At 68.1% G+C, this 14,964-nt stretch carries 13 protein-coding genes; 5 read left to right on the top strand and 8 right to left on the bottom strand.

Going from position 1 to position 14,964, the window contains the following annotated elements; all coding sequences use genetic code 11:
* The first annotated feature begins 209 nt into the window (after nt 1–209).
* Together ACW18A_RS12750 and scpA are read left to right on the top strand one after the other, a co-directional pair.
* Nucleotides 210–1,601: a methylmalonyl-CoA mutase family protein gene (locus ACW18A_RS12750; RefSeq protein ID WP_492022093.1), complete on the top strand. Its 1,392-nt coding sequence runs from the start codon at nt 210–212 to the stop codon at nt 1,599–1,601.
* The gene (scpA, locus tag ACW18A_RS12745; protein WP_492022092.1) at nt 1,598–3,742 is read left to right on the top strand and encodes a methylmalonyl-CoA mutase; all 2,145 of its coding nucleotides are present in this window, start codon (nt 1,598–1,600) and stop codon (nt 3,740–3,742) included. The genes ACW18A_RS12750 and scpA overlap by 4 nt, the downstream gene beginning before the upstream one ends.
* Before the next feature lies 1 nt (nt 3,743).
* Here the strand turns inward: scpA and ACW18A_RS12740 are convergent, their stop codons facing one another.
* The 8 genes from ACW18A_RS12740 to ACW18A_RS12705 all read right to left on the bottom strand — a co-directional run bounded on the left by ACW18A_RS12740 (nt 3,744) and on the right by ACW18A_RS12705 (nt 12,339).
* Nucleotides 3,744–4,154 carry a hypothetical protein gene (locus tag ACW18A_RS12740; RefSeq protein WP_492022091.1) on the bottom strand — a complete coding sequence of 137 codons (411 nt, stop codon included), beginning with the start codon at nt 4,152–4,154 and terminating at the stop codon, nt 3,744–3,746.
* A 20-nt stretch (nt 4,155–4,174) separates the two neighbouring features.
* The gene (gene mnmC1, locus ACW18A_RS12735; protein WP_492022090.1) at nt 4,175–5,995 is read right to left on the bottom strand and encodes an FAD-dependent 5-carboxymethylaminomethyl-2-thiouridine(34) oxidoreductase MnmC1; all 1,821 of its coding nucleotides are present in this window, start codon (nt 5,993–5,995) and stop codon (nt 4,175–4,177) included.
* Between the two features lie 114 nt (nt 5,996–6,109).
* A complete protein-coding gene (locus ACW18A_RS12730) occupies nt 6,110–6,394 on the bottom strand; it encodes a hypothetical protein (RefSeq protein WP_492022089.1) in 285 nt (94 codons plus the stop codon).
* A 169-nt stretch (nt 6,395–6,563) separates the two neighbouring features.
* A complete protein-coding gene (motA, locus tag ACW18A_RS12725; RefSeq protein ID WP_492022088.1) occupies nt 6,564–7,433 on the bottom strand; it encodes a flagellar motor stator protein MotA in 870 nt (289 codons plus the stop codon).
* A gap of 87 nt (nt 7,434–7,520) precedes the next feature.
* Nucleotides 7,521–9,320, bottom strand: coding sequence for a long-chain-acyl-CoA synthetase (locus ACW18A_RS12720; RefSeq protein ID WP_492022087.1), 1,800 nt, complete (start codon nt 9,318–9,320; stop codon nt 7,521–7,523).
* 248 nt (nt 9,321–9,568) lie between these two features.
* A complete protein-coding gene (locus ACW18A_RS12715) occupies nt 9,569–10,888 on the bottom strand; it encodes a PQQ-dependent sugar dehydrogenase (RefSeq protein WP_492022086.1) in 1,320 nt (439 codons plus the stop codon).
* 10 nt (nt 10,889–10,898) lie between these two features.
* The gene (locus ACW18A_RS12710; protein ID WP_492022085.1) at nt 10,899–11,438 is read right to left on the bottom strand and encodes a lipocalin family protein; all 540 of its coding nucleotides are present in this window, start codon (nt 11,436–11,438) and stop codon (nt 10,899–10,901) included.
* Nucleotides 11,439–11,604: 166 nt separating this feature from the next.
* Nucleotides 11,605–12,339 carry a hypothetical protein gene (locus tag ACW18A_RS12705; RefSeq protein ID WP_492022084.1) on the bottom strand — a complete coding sequence of 245 codons (735 nt, stop codon included), beginning with the start codon at nt 12,337–12,339 and terminating at the stop codon, nt 11,605–11,607.
* A gap of 465 nt (nt 12,340–12,804) precedes the next feature.
* Here ACW18A_RS12705 and ACW18A_RS12700 point away from each other — a divergent pair, with 465 nt between their 5' ends.
* Genes ACW18A_RS12700 through ACW18A_RS12690 form a run of 3 tightly spaced genes read left to right on the top strand, consistent with a single transcriptional unit; the run spans nt 12,805 to nt 14,752 of the window.
* Complete coding sequence (locus tag ACW18A_RS12700) at nt 12,805–13,122, top strand: metalloregulator ArsR/SmtB family transcription factor (RefSeq protein WP_492022083.1); 318 nt, start codon at nt 12,805–12,807, stop codon at nt 13,120–13,122.
* Entirely contained in the window at nt 13,122–13,808 is a 687-nt protein-coding gene (locus ACW18A_RS12695) for an SdpI family protein (RefSeq protein ID WP_492022082.1), read from the top strand. Before ACW18A_RS12700 ends, ACW18A_RS12695 begins: the two co-directional genes overlap by 1 nt.
* 26 nt (nt 13,809–13,834) lie before the next feature.
* On the top strand, nt 13,835–14,752 hold the full coding sequence (locus tag ACW18A_RS12690; protein WP_492022081.1) for an alpha/beta hydrolase: 918 nt from the start codon (nt 13,835–13,837) through the stop codon (nt 14,750–14,752).
* Nucleotides 14,753–14,964 lie beyond the last annotated feature (212 nt).

Raw genomic sequence — 14,964 nt, 5'->3', positions numbered from 1 at the left:
TTTCACGCCTTACAGATTTGAAGAGGGCCCCGGCGGAAACGCCGGGGCCTTTTCCTTTGCCGGGGCTGACGGCGTCAACCAAATGATCCGGTCTTTCCGGACGCTTCGGATGCTTCGAACGGTGTTCTGGAGGCCGCATCCTGGATCGACCGGCTGGACGCCCGCCGCCTGGAGTAGCAATACGGCGCGTGAACCCCGCCGGAGCCCGCATGTCCCAGCCTTTCCCGATTCCGTCGCCCGCCGACTGGCGCGCCGAGGCGGAGAAGGCGCTGAAGGGCCGGCCGGTCGAGGCGCTGGTCCATCTCGACGCCGACCACCTGACCACCCGCCCGCTGTACGGCCGCGCCAATGCGACCGGGGCGGTGTTCGCGCCCCGGACCTCCGACGCCGACGGCCGGGCCTGGGATCTGCGCACCCAGGTCGAGGGCGATGAGCCCGAGGCCGTCAATGCGGCGGTCCTCGCCGACCTCGAAGGCGGTGCCGCCTCTGTCATCCTGTCGGGATCGATCCTGGCGGATTCCGAGCCGCTCGGCCGGGCGCTGAACGGCGTGGCGCTGGAGCTGGCCCCGGTCGCGCTGGACGCGGGTCTGGCCGGGCCCGATGCCGCCAATGCCCTGGCCGTCGTCGCCAAGGGTTCGCCGCGCGCGAAACTGATGTTCCACCTGGATCCGCTGACCGCCTTCGCCGCGACCGGCGGATCGCCCCGCGCGATCGAGGAACACCTCAGCCTCGCCGCCAACACCGCAGCCCGCCACGCCGGTGCCTATGCCGACGCCACCTTCTTTCTCGCCACGGGCCGTGCCGCCCACGAGGCCGGCGGGTCACACGGCCAGGAACTCGGCTTTGCCGCCGCCGCCGCCGTCGCCTGTCTGAACGCCGCCGTCGAGGCCGGCCTGCCGGTCGGACGGGCGCTGGCTGGCACGGTTCTCGGCGTCAGCGTCGACGCCGAATATTTCGACAGCCTGGCCAAGGTCCGCGCCCTCCGCCTGATCTGGCGCTCCATTTCCACGGCCTTCGGGTACGACACCCCCGCCCGGATCGAGGCCCGTTCCTCGCGCCGCATGCTGGCGGCCAGAGATCCCTGGCCCAACCTGCTGCGCCTGACGGCCGCCGGTTTCGCCGGCGCCGTCGGCGGCGCCGACGCCGTGGTGCTGGACGGCTTCAGCCGCGCAATCGGCCGTCCCGACGCCTCCGCCCGTCGTCAGGCCCGCAACACTCAGCTGATCCTGATGGAAGAGGCCCACATCGGCCGCGTCGCTGATCCTGCGGCAGGGTCCTGGTATCTTGATCACCGCACCCGCGATCTCGCCGAAGCCGGCTGGGCCGAGTTCCAGCGCATCGAGCGCGAGGGCGGCATCGTCGCCTCCCTGCGCGGCGGCGCGCTCCAGCAGCGCATCGCCGCCTCCCGCGCGGCCGGCAAGGCCGCCCTGTCCGAAGGCGGCGGCCAGAGGGTCGGGGTCACGAAATTCGTCGACGCGGATGTGCGGGCGGTTTCGGTCGAACCCTCGACCGCATCGGCTGCGACCACGGACGGCGACCGCTGCCCGCCCCTTCCACCCCTCCGCTGGGCCGAAGCCTTCGAAGCGGAGGCCGCAGCATGACCACACCCGATTTCACCAAAGCGAAGCTCGACTTGTCGCCGCTCGACGGTGCCCTCGACCGCGCATCGATCCGCACGCCGGAGGGCATCGACATCGCCTCCGCCTATGGGCCCGAGGCCATCGCCGACCTGAGCTTCACCGACGGCCTTCCCGGCTTCGCGCCGTTCGTGCGCGGTCCCTATCCGACCATGTATGCGTCCAACCCCTGGACCATCCGCCAATACGCCGGCTTCTCCACCGCAGAGGCCTCCAACGCCTTCTATCGCCGCAACCTCGCCGCCGGTCAGAAGGGGCTGTCGATCGCCTTCGACCTCGCCACCCATAGGGGCTACGATTCCGACCATCCGCGCGTCGCCGGCGACGTCGGCATGGCGGGTGTCGCCATCGATTCCATCCTCGACATGCGGACCCTGTTCGACGGCATCCCGCTGGACCAGATGTCGGTGTCGATGACCATGAACGGCGCGGTCCTGCCGATCCTGGCCCTCTATGTCGTGGCGGCCGAGGAACAGGGCGTGGCCCACGCCGCCCTGACCGGGACCATCCAGAACGACATCCTCAAGGAGTTCATGGTCCGGAACACCTACATCTATCCGCCCGGGCCCTCGATGCGGATCATCGCCGATATCTTCGCCTGGACGGCGCAGGAGACGCCGAAGTTCAACTCCATCTCGATCAGCGGCTACCATATGCAGGAGGCGGGAGCCTCCGCCGACCTGGAGCTGGCCTACACCCTGTCAGACGGGCTGGAGTATATCCGCGCCGGGGTGGCGGCGGGCATGGACGTCGACCGGTTCGCGCCGCGCCTGAGCTTCTTCTGGGCCATCGGCATGGACTATTTCATGGAGGTGGCGAAGCTCCGCGCCGGCCGCCTCCTGTGGGCTGAGGCGGTCCAGGCCGAGTTCGCGCCGATGGACCAACGCAGCCTGTCCCTGCGCGCCCACTGCCAGACCTCCGGCTGGTCGTTGGCCGCCCAGGACGTGTTCAACAATGTGCCCCGCACCATGGTCGAGGCCATGGCCGCGGCGGGCGGCCAGACCCAGTCCCTGCACACCAATTCGCTGGATGAAGCCCTGGCCCTGCCGACGGATTTCTCGGCCCGGATCGCGCGCAATACCCAGCTGTTGCTGCAGCTGGAGACCGGTCTGACGAAGGTCATCGACCCCTGGGGCGGGAGCTTCTTCGTCGAACGCCTGACCCACGAACTGGCCGAGCGGGCCCGCGCCCACATGGCCGAGGTGCGCGAACTGGGCGGCATGGCCAGGGCCATCGAGGCCGGCCTGCCAAAGCTAAGGATCGAGGAAGCCGCTGCCAGAACCCAGGCCCGCATCGATACGGGTCAGCAATCCGTCGTCGGCGTGAACCGCTATCTCAACGACACCCCCGACGACATCCCGGTGCTGAAGGTCGACAACGCCGCCGTCCTGTCAGCCCAGATCGAGAAACTGAAACGCCTCCGCGCCGAACGCGATGAGGCGAAGACCCAGGCCGCGCTGGACGCGTTGACCGCGGGGGCAAGGGGCTCGGAGAATTTGCTGGAACTCTGCGTCCGCGCCGGCCGCGCCCACGCCACCGTCGGCGAGATGTCCGACGCCCTGGAGGCCGCCTTCGGTCGCCACGTCGCCACGGTCAAGACGGTCTCCGGCGTCTACGCCCGTGAGGCCGGCAAGGACCCGAAGATCTCCCGCGCCCGCGACATGGTCGCCGCCTTCGTCGAGAACGACGGTGGCCCGCCACGCATCCTGATCGCCAAACTGGGCCAGGACGGCCACGACCGGGGCCAGAAGGTCGTCGCAACGGCCTATGGCGACCTCGGCCTCGACGCCGTCGCCGGTCCCCTGTTCCAGACGCCGGCGGAGGCCGCGCGGGACGCTGTGGCCAACAATGTCCATGTGGTGGGGGCCTCGTCCCTGGCAGCCGGTCACTTGACGCTGGTCCCGGCGCTCAAGGCCGAGCTGGAGAAGTTGGGCCGCCCCGACATCATGATCACGGTCGGCGGCGTCATCCCGCCGGGCGATGTCCAGACCCTGATCGACATGGGCGCCGCCGCCGTCTACCCGCCCGGCTCGGTCATCGCCGACACGGCCATCGATCTGATCGAGAAGCTGAACCAGCGCCTCGGCTATGCCCAGAAGGCCTGACTCAGGGGCGATCACGCCCCGGCAAGGCCTCGCTCTCGGCCTCGGTCAGCGAGCGTTCGATACGGGCGAAACACGGTCCCTGAAGGCTTGAGGGACTGAGGATGGTGATCCGCGCGCTGTCGCCCACGCACAGGCGGTCGCTGATCCCTGCCGAGGGGCTGATGGCCATGGCATTGGTCGTGCCCAGATCGAAGCAGCCGGAAGCCCCTACCTGGAAGACACCTCCGCCCAGCACGCGCAGATAGAGGCGTTGCCGGTCTCCCTGACGGAAGTTGATGACACGGTCGGGATCGAAGCATTGACGGGCGCCGCCGTCGCGGGTGGCGATCTGCGACCCCGGTGCGGCGCCGTCGGTGGGCGCGCAGCCTGCGACGCCGGACAGGGCGATGAGAACCGCGGTCGATCGGCGCATGGCAGGTCTCCTCTTTCGAACTAGGCGCTGCGACCGTCCTCCTGCCTTGCGCCGGGCGCAAGGGCCGCTCGCGAGGGCTTGATCCTGTCGGCGACATCGGAGGGCAGGGGCGAGGGCAGGCCGGAGATCAGGGCGGCGACATGTTCGCCCAGCAAGGGCGCGAGACAGAAGCCCCGCGATCCGAGGCCGCCGAGGATGAACAGGCCGGGCTGACCGGGCAGGGGGCCGGCGACCGGCAGGCGGTCGCGGGTGGTCGCCCTGGTCGCGGCGCGCGAGCGGACGGCGGTCGGTTCCACGCCTGCGGCGAGACGCGGCAACCTGGCGGCCAGGGCGGCGAGGTTACGCTCCGTATCGGCCCGACGAACCTCCGTCCCGGTATCGCCCCGGTCGTGCGTGGCCCCGAACAGGAAACCGGCTCCGATCGGCGCGAGATAGCCGCCCCAGGCGACGGCGTCGGGCTCCTCGCTCGTTTCCACCCATTCGGCCTGGCCGCGCACGGGCGTCAGGGGCAGGTCCGGGGCGAGGGCGGCCGAGCCGGCCCCCGCGCAGAGAACGACGATCTCCGCCTCCGCCAGCACGGCGCCCGCTTCGTCGAGAACCCGCCATCCCCCCGCATGCGGCTCCAGGAGGGCCGCCGCGCCGGGTCGCACAGTATCGCGGCTGAGCCAGGCCGACAGGATCACATGCGGTGCGACGACGAAGGCGGAGGCCATGTGCAGGCCCGGGCCCTCGACCGGCTCGCCGGCGAGGCGTGAGGCCTGGGCGTCGTCCGTCAGTGTCATTACGCCGTCAACCCAGGCCGGGTGGTTTGCGATACGCTCGAAGCGTCGCGCGTCACGCCCGGTTCCTGCGAGTTGAAGGACGCCGCGCGCGACGACGGCGCCGGTCAGGGGGCTGTAGAGGGCCTCGGCACGCTCCAGCGCCTGGGCGAACAGGGTGGCCACCGCCCCGTCGCCGAGATCGAAGCGCGGAGTCACCAGGGCAGCGGGAAAGCCGGACGCGCCCGCGCCCGCAACGGTCGCCTCGATCACCACGGGAGCCAGGCCTGCCGCCGTCAGGGCTTGCGCCGTGGCGGCCCCGGCGATGCCTGCGCCGATGATGATCACCGGGCGGGGAAGGAGCACGGGGCCCGGATCGCCGGTCCGGCGCGCCTCGAGCCGCTCGCGCTTCCGACCATGGCCGGGGCGTTTCTCGACGACGAAACCGCGCTCGCCCAGTGCCCGCCGGACCACGCCGGCGACAGTGAAGGTCGCGACGCGGGCGTCGGGCACCGACTTTTCGGCGATCAGGTCGAAGACGGCTGCAGACCACATGCCCGGGTTCACCGAGGGCGCGAACCCGTCGAGGAACCAGGCGTCGGCGCGGCCTGTCCACTGAGCCAGCGCCCACTCCGCCTCGCCCACGGCCAGATCCAGAACGGCGTGGAACTCCGGCAGGTCGATGCGGTGGAAGCCCGGCGTCGCGGTGGGCCAGCGATCGACGAGCGCCGCCGTCGCCTCACCAATTTCGGGCCAGGCGGACAGGGCGCGGCGGGCCTGACCGGCGTCCAGCGGAAAGCCCTCGATGGAGAAGATGTGCAGCCGCCCGCCTTCGGGGCGATGGTGCCACCACAGGTCGAGCAGGGCGGCGATGTTCAGCCCGCTGCCGAAGCCGAGTTCGGCGACCGTGAAGTCCCGCCGGCCCGCCCATGCGTTCGGCAGGTCGCAACCGGCCAGGAAGACCGCACGCGTCTCGGCCAGCCCGTCTCCGGCGGAGAAATAGACGTCCCCGAAGCGGCCGGAGCGCGGCTCTCCGTCTTCGGTCCAGACCAAATGCGGGTCGCGATCATCCGAGTCGGTCATCGCGGGGTCTATAGGCGGCCTGACCCGTCGCAGGCACGAAAAAAGGGACCGCCCGGAGGCGATCCCTTTCCGTCAGACGGAGCGAACTCCGTCCGATACCAGGTCCGTCAGGACTTAGTGGGCAGCCGGCTTCTCAGCGGCCGGGGCAGCAGTAGCGGCCGGGGCCATTGCGGCGTCGGCGGCCGGGGCCATGGCGGCGTCGGCGGCAGGAGCCATCGCGCCGGCGGCGGCGGCAGCGTCCGTGGCGGCAGCGTCGGCGGTCGCAGCAGCGTCCGTGGCGGTGTCGGCGGCGGCGGCGGCGTCGGTCGCGGCGTCAGCGGCTTTTTCTTCAGCGGCGGGTTGGCAGGCGGCCAGGGCCAGAGCGGCGGCCGAAGCGGCAATCAGGGCAACGATGCGCATGGGGTTATCCTCCTAGGGGGTTTTTTTGAGAGGGGTCATCAGACCTCTCCATCAGGGAGATAACGGGATCGTGAGCGGATTCGCAAGCGAAATCTCACGCGTTCGTGATCGTCCGTGTTCCCGGGTTTTCAGGCCATCCGGGAGAGCATCAAACCTGCGAAAAACGGGATCAGGCCTCGGCAGGGTTCGCCGAGAGATGCTCTTCCATTTCGGCGAACGAGGGCTGGGCGGACGAAGGGATGTCGCCGCGGCCGATCTCCACCGAGATCTGGGCGGCGTTGCCGTGCAGGTGGGCGACCAGCACCGACTGGATGATCTTGTAGAAGGCGGCATCGCCGTTGATGACCCCTGTCAGCCGTGTGGCCAGCGGACCGACCAGTCCATAGGCCAGGAACACGCCGAGGAAGGTTCCGACCAGCGCCCCGCCGATCATTCCGCCCAGGACTTCCGGTGGTTCCGTGATGGCCGCCATCGTCTTGATCACACCCAGAACGGCCGCGACGATGCCGAGGGCAGGCAGGGCGTCGGCCATGTTCTGAAGCGCATGCGCCGGCTCCAGTGCCTCATGGTGGTGCTTCTCAAGCTGCTTTTCCATCGCATCCTCGATCTGGTGAGGATCCTCCAGGTTCATCGTCATCATCCGCAGGGTGTCGCAGATGAAGTCGGTGGCGAAATGGTCCTTCATCACCTTGGGATATTTCTGGAAAATCGTGGATTCGCCCGGCTTCTCGATATGGCTTTCCAGGGCGATGACACCCTTGGACTTCATCGTCTTGGTCAAGGCGAACAGCAGGCTGAGGAGATCCTTGTAATCCTGCTTCTTCCATTTCGGTCCGGCGAACGCACGGCCGAAACCGCCTGCCACGCCCTTCACTGTCGATGGGGCATTGGCAATCAGCAGAGCAGCCACCGCGGCGCCGCCAATCATCATCATCTCGTAGGGCAGCGAGTGGAGGATGACTCCCATCTTGCCGCCCGCAATCGTGTAGCCGCCGAACACCATGCCGAACAGCACGACAATACCGATGATCTGAAACATGAAGCGGTCCGACGTCCCCGGGAGCAGAGACGGCGACCTTCGCCGTTAATGATTAACGGCCGCTTATTCCTCCGCCGATGGGGAGGACTACAGGCGGTTTTGGCCGCTCTGGATCGCGGCGAACCCCTCGCCGGTCAGCCTGGTGTAGCCGGACTTCCCGCCCCGCACGTAGACCTGACCGTCGATCCTCGCCGGATCGAAACCCTCGGTGACCAGATCGACCTTACGGTATTTGAACGTCCCGGTCGTCTCCAGCGTCTTGGCCAGGCGCACGAAGACCGGCCGGGCATAGGGCGGCAGCTGTTCGTCGGCCCAGGCGGCGAAGTCCCTGGCCGAGAACCGACCCTCGACCACCAGAGTGACCATGCCCGCCTTGCCCTCTGCCCCAGGCACGGGGACGCCATAGGCGATGACTTCCTTTACGCCCGGCGCATCGACCAGCCGCTGCTCGACCTCGGCGGTCGAGACGTTCTCGCCCTTCCAGCGGAAGGTGTCGCCGATTCGGTCGATGAAGTAGAAATAGCCCTCGGAATCCTGACGCATCAGGTCGCCGGTGCGGAACCAGCGATCCCCGCGCACGAAGACGTCGGTCAGGATCTTCTTCTCGGAGGCGGCCTTGTCGGCATATCCGGAGAAGTTGTGGCGAATGTCGTCGCCGATCTTGCCGATCGCCTCACCGATCTCGCCGACCGACGCCTCGCTGACGAAGCCGTTGGCGTTGCGGATCGGTTCTTCGGTATCGACGTCGAAGGCGACCAGACGGATGTTGATCTGCTTCTTGAGGAATTTCGGTACCCGGCCGATGGCACCCTGTTTGCCGTCGAAGTTGAACAGCGAGACATTGCCCTCCGTCGATCCGTAGAACTCCAGAATCTGCGGGATGGCGAACCGCGACTGGAAGTCCGGCCAGACATCGGGACGCAGGCCGTTGCCGAAGGCCAGACGGATCTTGTGTCCGCGCTCGCCGTCCTGAGGCGGGCAGTTGACCAGATAGCGGCACAGCTCGCCGATATAGACGAACATGGTCGCGCCGGACGTGTTCACGTCGTTCCAGAAGCTGGAGGCCGAGAATTTGCGCCTCAGAATCAGCCGGCCGCCGTTCAGCAGGGCAGGGCCCACGCCGACCAGACCCCCGGTCGAGTGATACAACGGCAGGACGTTGAAGATCCGGTCCGTCGGCGTCGATTCGGTGCAGCCGGCGAAGGCGCGCATATAGGTTCGCGCCCGCGAGTGCGGGATGCGCGCCGCCTTCGGCAGGCCGGTGGTGCCGGAGGTGTAGATATAGATGGCGGTGTCGCGGTTGGTGATGCCGTCGCGGATGGCGCGGGTCGGTCGCACCGAGGACCCGCTGCGCACCGCATTGTCGAGACCGCGCCGCTCGGACACCTCGTCGGCCTCCTTCAGGCCCAGGACCCACAGCATCATGGTGCGGGAGACGAAGGGCCGGGCCTCCTCACACTTCCGCCAGGTCTCCTCGTCGGCCACGACCACGGCGACGCCGGCGATGTTGAGGCAGTGGGCCAGCGCTTGCCCGGTCAGGTTGGTGTTGATCAGGGCTGTGGCGATCCCGGCCTTCGAGAACCCCATCCAGGCGGCGATGTACTCCGCCCGGTTGGTCATCACCAGGCCGATCACGTCGGTCCGTCTCAGGTTCCGGCTGCGGGCCCAGTGGGCATAGCGGTTCGCCATGCCGTCGAGGTCGCGATAGGTCAGCGACCGATGCTCGTCCTCGAGCGCGATATTGTCGGAAAACTTGTCGACGGCTTCCTCGAAGTCGTCGCAGACCAGCACGTCGCTATCGAGAGCGATCGGCTTGATGCGCTTCAGCAGCCGACGCAGACCGGCCGCGAATTTGAGATCGCGTCGGATGTTGGCTGCCAAACCCATGGTCGCAGTCGCTCCGTATGCAGGCGTAAGTCAGACCGGTGATGAACAACCGGCGAGACGGGGTCAACCGGCTGGCGAATCCGCAACGGTGGTCGGCGCCGTTTCCGCCCGGGCGTGGCGCCTTTGCGTCGGCGCCGCAGGGGAAGGCGCGAGGCGAGGCGCGATCCGGCGGGCCTGCTGAACTGACCCGCGGCGCATGAAAAAAAGCCCCCGGTTCGCGCCGGGGGCATTCTACAGTCGGCGGGCGATCAGCGTGTCGGCCCGACCCGCCAGATGACGTTGCCCACATCGTCGGCGACCAGCAGGGCCCCCAGCCGATCGACCTGCACGCCGACCGGCCGGCCCATGGCCTCGCCCTCGTCGTTGAGGAAGCCGGTCAGGAAGTCCTGCGGCGCGCCACTCGGGACGCCGTTGGCGAAGGGCACGAAGATCACCTTGTATCCGGCCTTCGGTTCGCGGTTCCACGACCCGTGCTGACCCACGAAGGCCCCGTGGTTGTAGGCGGCGGGGAAGGCGGTCCCTTCGTAGAACGTCAGGCCCAGCGACGCCGTGTGGGCCCCCAGAGCATAGTCGGGGGCGAGGGCCGAGGCGACTTTCGCCGGGTCCTGGGGCTGCACCCGCGTATCGACCGTCTGGCCGTAATAGCTGAATGGCCAGCCGTAGAAGCCGCCGTCCCGCACCGAGGTCATATAGTCGGGTACCAGATCGTTGCCGAGCTCGTCCCGTTCATTGACCGCGACCCAAAGGGCGCGACTGTCCGGCTGCCAGGCCAGGCCGACCGGATTGCGCAGGCCCGAGGCGAAGACCCGCTGCGCTCCCGTGGCGATGTCGATCTCGTGGATCGCGGCGCGGCCTTCCTCCTCGTCCATCCCGTTTTCGCCGATGTTCGAATTCGACCCGATGCCGACATAGAGCTTCGTCCCGTCGGCCGAGGCGACCAGACTCTTGGTCCAGTGGTGGTTCCGGCCCGCGGGCAGGTCGGCGATCGTCGTCGCGGGTGCGGTGATCTGCGTCTGACCCGCCTGATAGGGGAAGGCGACGACGGCGTCGGCATTGGCGACGAACAGCCGGTCCCCGACCAGGGCCATGCCGAACGGCGAGGTCAGGTTTTCAAGGAAGGTCGACTTCGTCTCCGCCACCCCGTCGCCGTCCGCATCGCGCAGCAGGATGATGCGGTTTGGGCTCGGCGGCGCTGCGCCCGCGCGCTTCATCACCAGCCCCGTCACCCAGCCGCGAATGCCGCCGGACTTCCCTTCGGGCTTCGGCGGCGCATTGGTCTCGGCGACCAGGATGTCGCCGTTCGGCAAGGCGTAGAGCCAGCGCGGGTGATCCAGCCCGCTGGCGAAGGCCTGGACCCGGAATCCCTGCGGCGCGGTCGGCATGACACCGTCGGCCCACCCCACCGCCGGCGCGATATTCACCGTCGGTGCCAACAGGGTCCTGTGCGGATCGACCAGGGTCGGTCGGGCGCCGTAGGTCGAGCCCTCGGGTGCCACCGGCCCGCTTCCGCAGGCCGCGAGCGTCAGGGCGGAGGCGCAGACGGCGAGCAGGAGCGGGCGGTGCATCATCGGATGTTTCCTAGACGGCGGGGAATTCGAGGCGGCTGACATCATACCCCAGCGCCCGCGCGCGCTCGACCAGCGCCGCCAGCGCGGCGTCCGACGGCGGGGTGCGGGTATAGATCCACAGCTTGTCGAACTTCGGATCGGCCGAGATGAACCAGCTGTAGTCCTCGGCGTGGTCCAGCACCCAATACTCCCAGGTGACGAAGCCGGCGAAGTAGGGTGCCCGGAGCTTTGCATTGAAGCCGGGGTCCAGAATCACCCCGGCTGCCCCGACCGCCCGCTCGCGACCGTCGATCCCGCCCTGACGACAGGTATCGCGCAGATCAACGCGTGTCGGCGAGACGATGGTGTACTCGGTGGCCGCTGCCACGCAGCCGTCGGTGATCCGCATGGGCAGCCGCGCCACTTCCAGCCAGCGGCCGGAGTAGAACCGTTCCAGATCGACCGCTCGGGCCGGCTGGGGCGCGCGGACCTGATCGGCAGCGATGGAAGTGGCGCAGGCGCTGACGCCGACGACCGCGACGGCGGCCATGACCAGGGTTCGGATCGACATCGGCAGTCCTCGCGTTAGACGGAAAACCACAGATACGAGGTCAGTTCCCCCGGCGGACGCGCCGGACCGTCCGGCCATAACATCTTGGTCCGCCGGAAGCGGGCCTCCTCGAAGGCGCAGGCACCGAAGGCGACGGGCCCGATCGCCGGCCGTGACGGCCTGCCGGCTACATCGGCGGGGTCACACCGTCCTTGCCCATCGCCAGAAACCCGGCCGACGTCGTCCCCTGAGGGATGACAGCATACACCTTCTGGCCCACCGCCAGTGAAGGCCTTTCGGTCGGTTCGAAACGCACGATCGGCGTTCCCTCGGGAATCGTGACGTTGGCCGTGCCACCCTCGTAGGAGATGGTCAGCATACGGCCGCCGGACGACGCCTCACTGCCGGCAACCGTGCCGTTGGTCATCGCGCTCTGGCTCTCGACTGTCCCGTTGGTCATCGCGCTCTGGCTCTCGACAGTGCCGTTGGTCATCGCACTCGACACGACCGGGCCGCCGCCGCGTGATGCGACAACGCCCGGTATGTCCCACTCATAGTGACCCTCGCCGGCGCCGCGCATCGATTCGGGAAAGATCACCAGCTCCAGCGAACGAAGCGCCGTCTTCGGACCCATTGTCGCGGTCCCGACGAAATCGCCGTCCTGGAGGGTCGAAAGGCTGGACGCCACAACCCAGACAAAACGCGTGGTCGCCGCAACCGGCACGGCGACCGTTCGGCCGTCCCAGGTCTGAACCGTCATCGAACCGTCCGTCACGGACTGGACTGTGCCGCGCACCCGCACGGTGCCGTTGGTCGCGTCAACGACCTCGGCCGCGGGGGGTGTCGGCACCGGGGCTGAGCATGCCGCCAGCATCGCCAGCACTGTGGAGACAAGGGCCAGGTTTCTGATCGGGGTCATCATGCTTCCGTTCGTCGGAGAGGGTCGGCGTTCGACGCCGGGTTCGGATCGAACACTGCACCTTCGTGGTGGCGCTTGCCATGGCCCGGGATCTGCGACGAATGGTCCACGATCCTGTGCCGTGCGCTGGCAGCGAACCAGACCCGGGCAAAGTGGGCGACCTGGGCGACCGCAACAACGGCCTGGCTGGCTGAAGCGGGGCCGTTGTCATGTCGGGGATCCACCCCTGGCCGCAGTCCGGAAGGTCTGCTTCCGGGACATGGCGGTGAGTGTCCGGTTTCGGGCCTGATGCCAATGTCGTGGTCCGACCCATAGCAGCCGTCGGAACCGGCCCCTGTTGGGCACCGCTATCCTGGCCAGCGTGCGACCATCGCAATCTCGTATGAGGTCCGCTCCAGTCGGATATATATTTAGGAAACTCCCTAATAGCGCTTGATATTAGCCAAATGCCTTATTAGGGATCTGCCTATGAACACCCTGTTCAAGGCCCTTTCGCACCCCGTGCGCCGACGCATCATCGAGATGCTGAGGGCCGGACCGCTGGCGTCCGGCGACATCGCAGCGGCGTTCGACATGAGCTGGCCGACGATCACTGGGCATCTGAACGCGCTGAAGGAGGCCGGACTGGTCAGTCCGGAACGGGAGGGACAGTCGATCCGCTACCGGCTGGAAATCTCGGCGGTCGAGGAGGCGATGGCGTTCCTGATGCAGATCGCCGGGGTCAAGGGCGAGGCCGCTGCGGCGGTGCCCCTGACGAATGAAACGAAACCTGTGGAGACACGCTGATGAACACGCGCATTCAACCCCGTCTGTCGCTTCTGGACGTGGCGACGGCGATTACCACGGCGGTGATCGCCGCCTCGGCGCTGTGGATCGCGATCGAGGGGCCGACGGGGCCGATCCCGATGCATTTTGACGTCACAGGGCGACCGGATCGGTGGGGCGATCGGGTCGAGATGGCGTGGCTGCTGGGTTTCATGGCCTTCATGGTCGGGGCGATCGGGGGCGGGATCGGGCTGGCGGTCCATCGCTCCGAAGACGCGCAGCGACGCCGGGGATTGAAGATCGGCCAGTTCATCACCGTGATCACCATCGGAGGGGTCACGGCGTTGATGAGCGTGTCGATGCTGCGCGGCGCGGTCGGCGAGTCGGTTGAAATGGCCTGGGTCACGGCGGGCATAAGTTTGCTGCTGGTCTTCGTGGGGGCGGTGTTGGGCCGGGTCGGTCCCAATCCGTTCGTCGGGGTGCGAACGCCCTGGACCTTCAAGAGCCGGCTGTCCTGGGATCGGTCGAACCGTTTGGCGGGGCGGCTGCTGTTCTGGCTGGGGCTTGGCGGGCTGGTGGGTGCGGCGGTGTTGCCGCCGGAGTGGGGCGTGCCGGTCATGGTCGGGCTGACCCTGGTGGTGGCGGTGTGGACCGTGTTCGAGAGCTGGCGAGTGTGGCGGGACGACCCCGATCGGCAACCGTTCTGAGACCTCTTTTTTCGGTGGAGACGACAATGTTGAGCGCATTCCTGATGGCCGCCGTGATCGCCGGCCCGACCGAGACGGCCGTGACCCTGCAGGGCGAGCGCGCGCCGCTGCACGGAACGATGCTGACGCCGGAGGGTCCGACGCGGGCGGTCGGGGTGATTATCGCGGGGTCGGGCCCCACAGACCGCAACGGTAACAGCCCGCTGGGGGTGACCGCGTCGACCTATAGGCTGCTGGCCGAGGGGTTGGCGGCGCAGGGGATCGCTACGGTGCGATACGACAAGCGCGGGATCGGCGAGAGCGCAGCGGCGGGGACAAGCGAGATCGACTTGCGGTTCCAGCATCTGGCTGACGATGCCCGGGGCTGGGCCAAGGTCGCGGCCGAGCGGAGCGGGCTTCCTTGCGCCTGGCTGATCGGACACAGCGAAGGCGCGCTGGTCGCGCAGGTAGCGGCGGCAGACGGCGAAGGGATTTGCGGGCTGGTGTTGTTGTCGGGGGCAGGACGACCGGCCGGGACGGTGATCCGCGAGCAGCTGGCCTCGGTGCCTGAGCCTTTGAAGGGCGAGGCGTTCGCGGCACTGGGCGAACTGGAGGCGGGGCGGACGACGGTGGGGCCGCCGGCGCTGGCGGCGTTGTTCCGCGCGTCGGTGCAGCCGTATCTGATCTCGTGGTTGCCGCTCGATCCGGCGGGGATGCTGGCAGAGTATGAGGGCCCCGTGATGATCGGTCAGGGGACGACCGACCTGCAGATCAGGATAACGGACGCCGAGGCGTTGGCCGCGGCCCAGCCTCGGGCAACGCTGGTCAGGTGGGAGGGCGTCAATCACGTGCTGAAGGTCGCCCCGTCCGACCAAGCCGAAAATCTGGCGACGTATGCAGATCCCGACCTGCCCCTCGCACCCGGCGTAGCCGATGCCGTGGCCGCCTTTTTGCTCAACCGATGACTCGACTTGGAGCACGTCACCGATCGGAGCTGGCAGTTTCCTTCCCAAGAAAGAGGTCCCCGCCCCGCTGACCGGCTGAAGCCAGTGCGAGGGGCGACTTCTACCCGGACAGGCTTTTGGAGTGGTTCGCTTCGGAAGCCGAGCCGAGCGTCAGCTCCCCACCCGGAACCGACATCGGCCAGGTCTGCTCTCCGGAGGACGCGGAAAGCGTC

The sequence above is a fragment of the Brevundimonas sp. AVps5 genome, from assembly GCF_058681515.1.
Note: the sequence above shows the minus strand (reverse complement) of the source record. Positions and strands in the feature narration are given on the sequence as shown.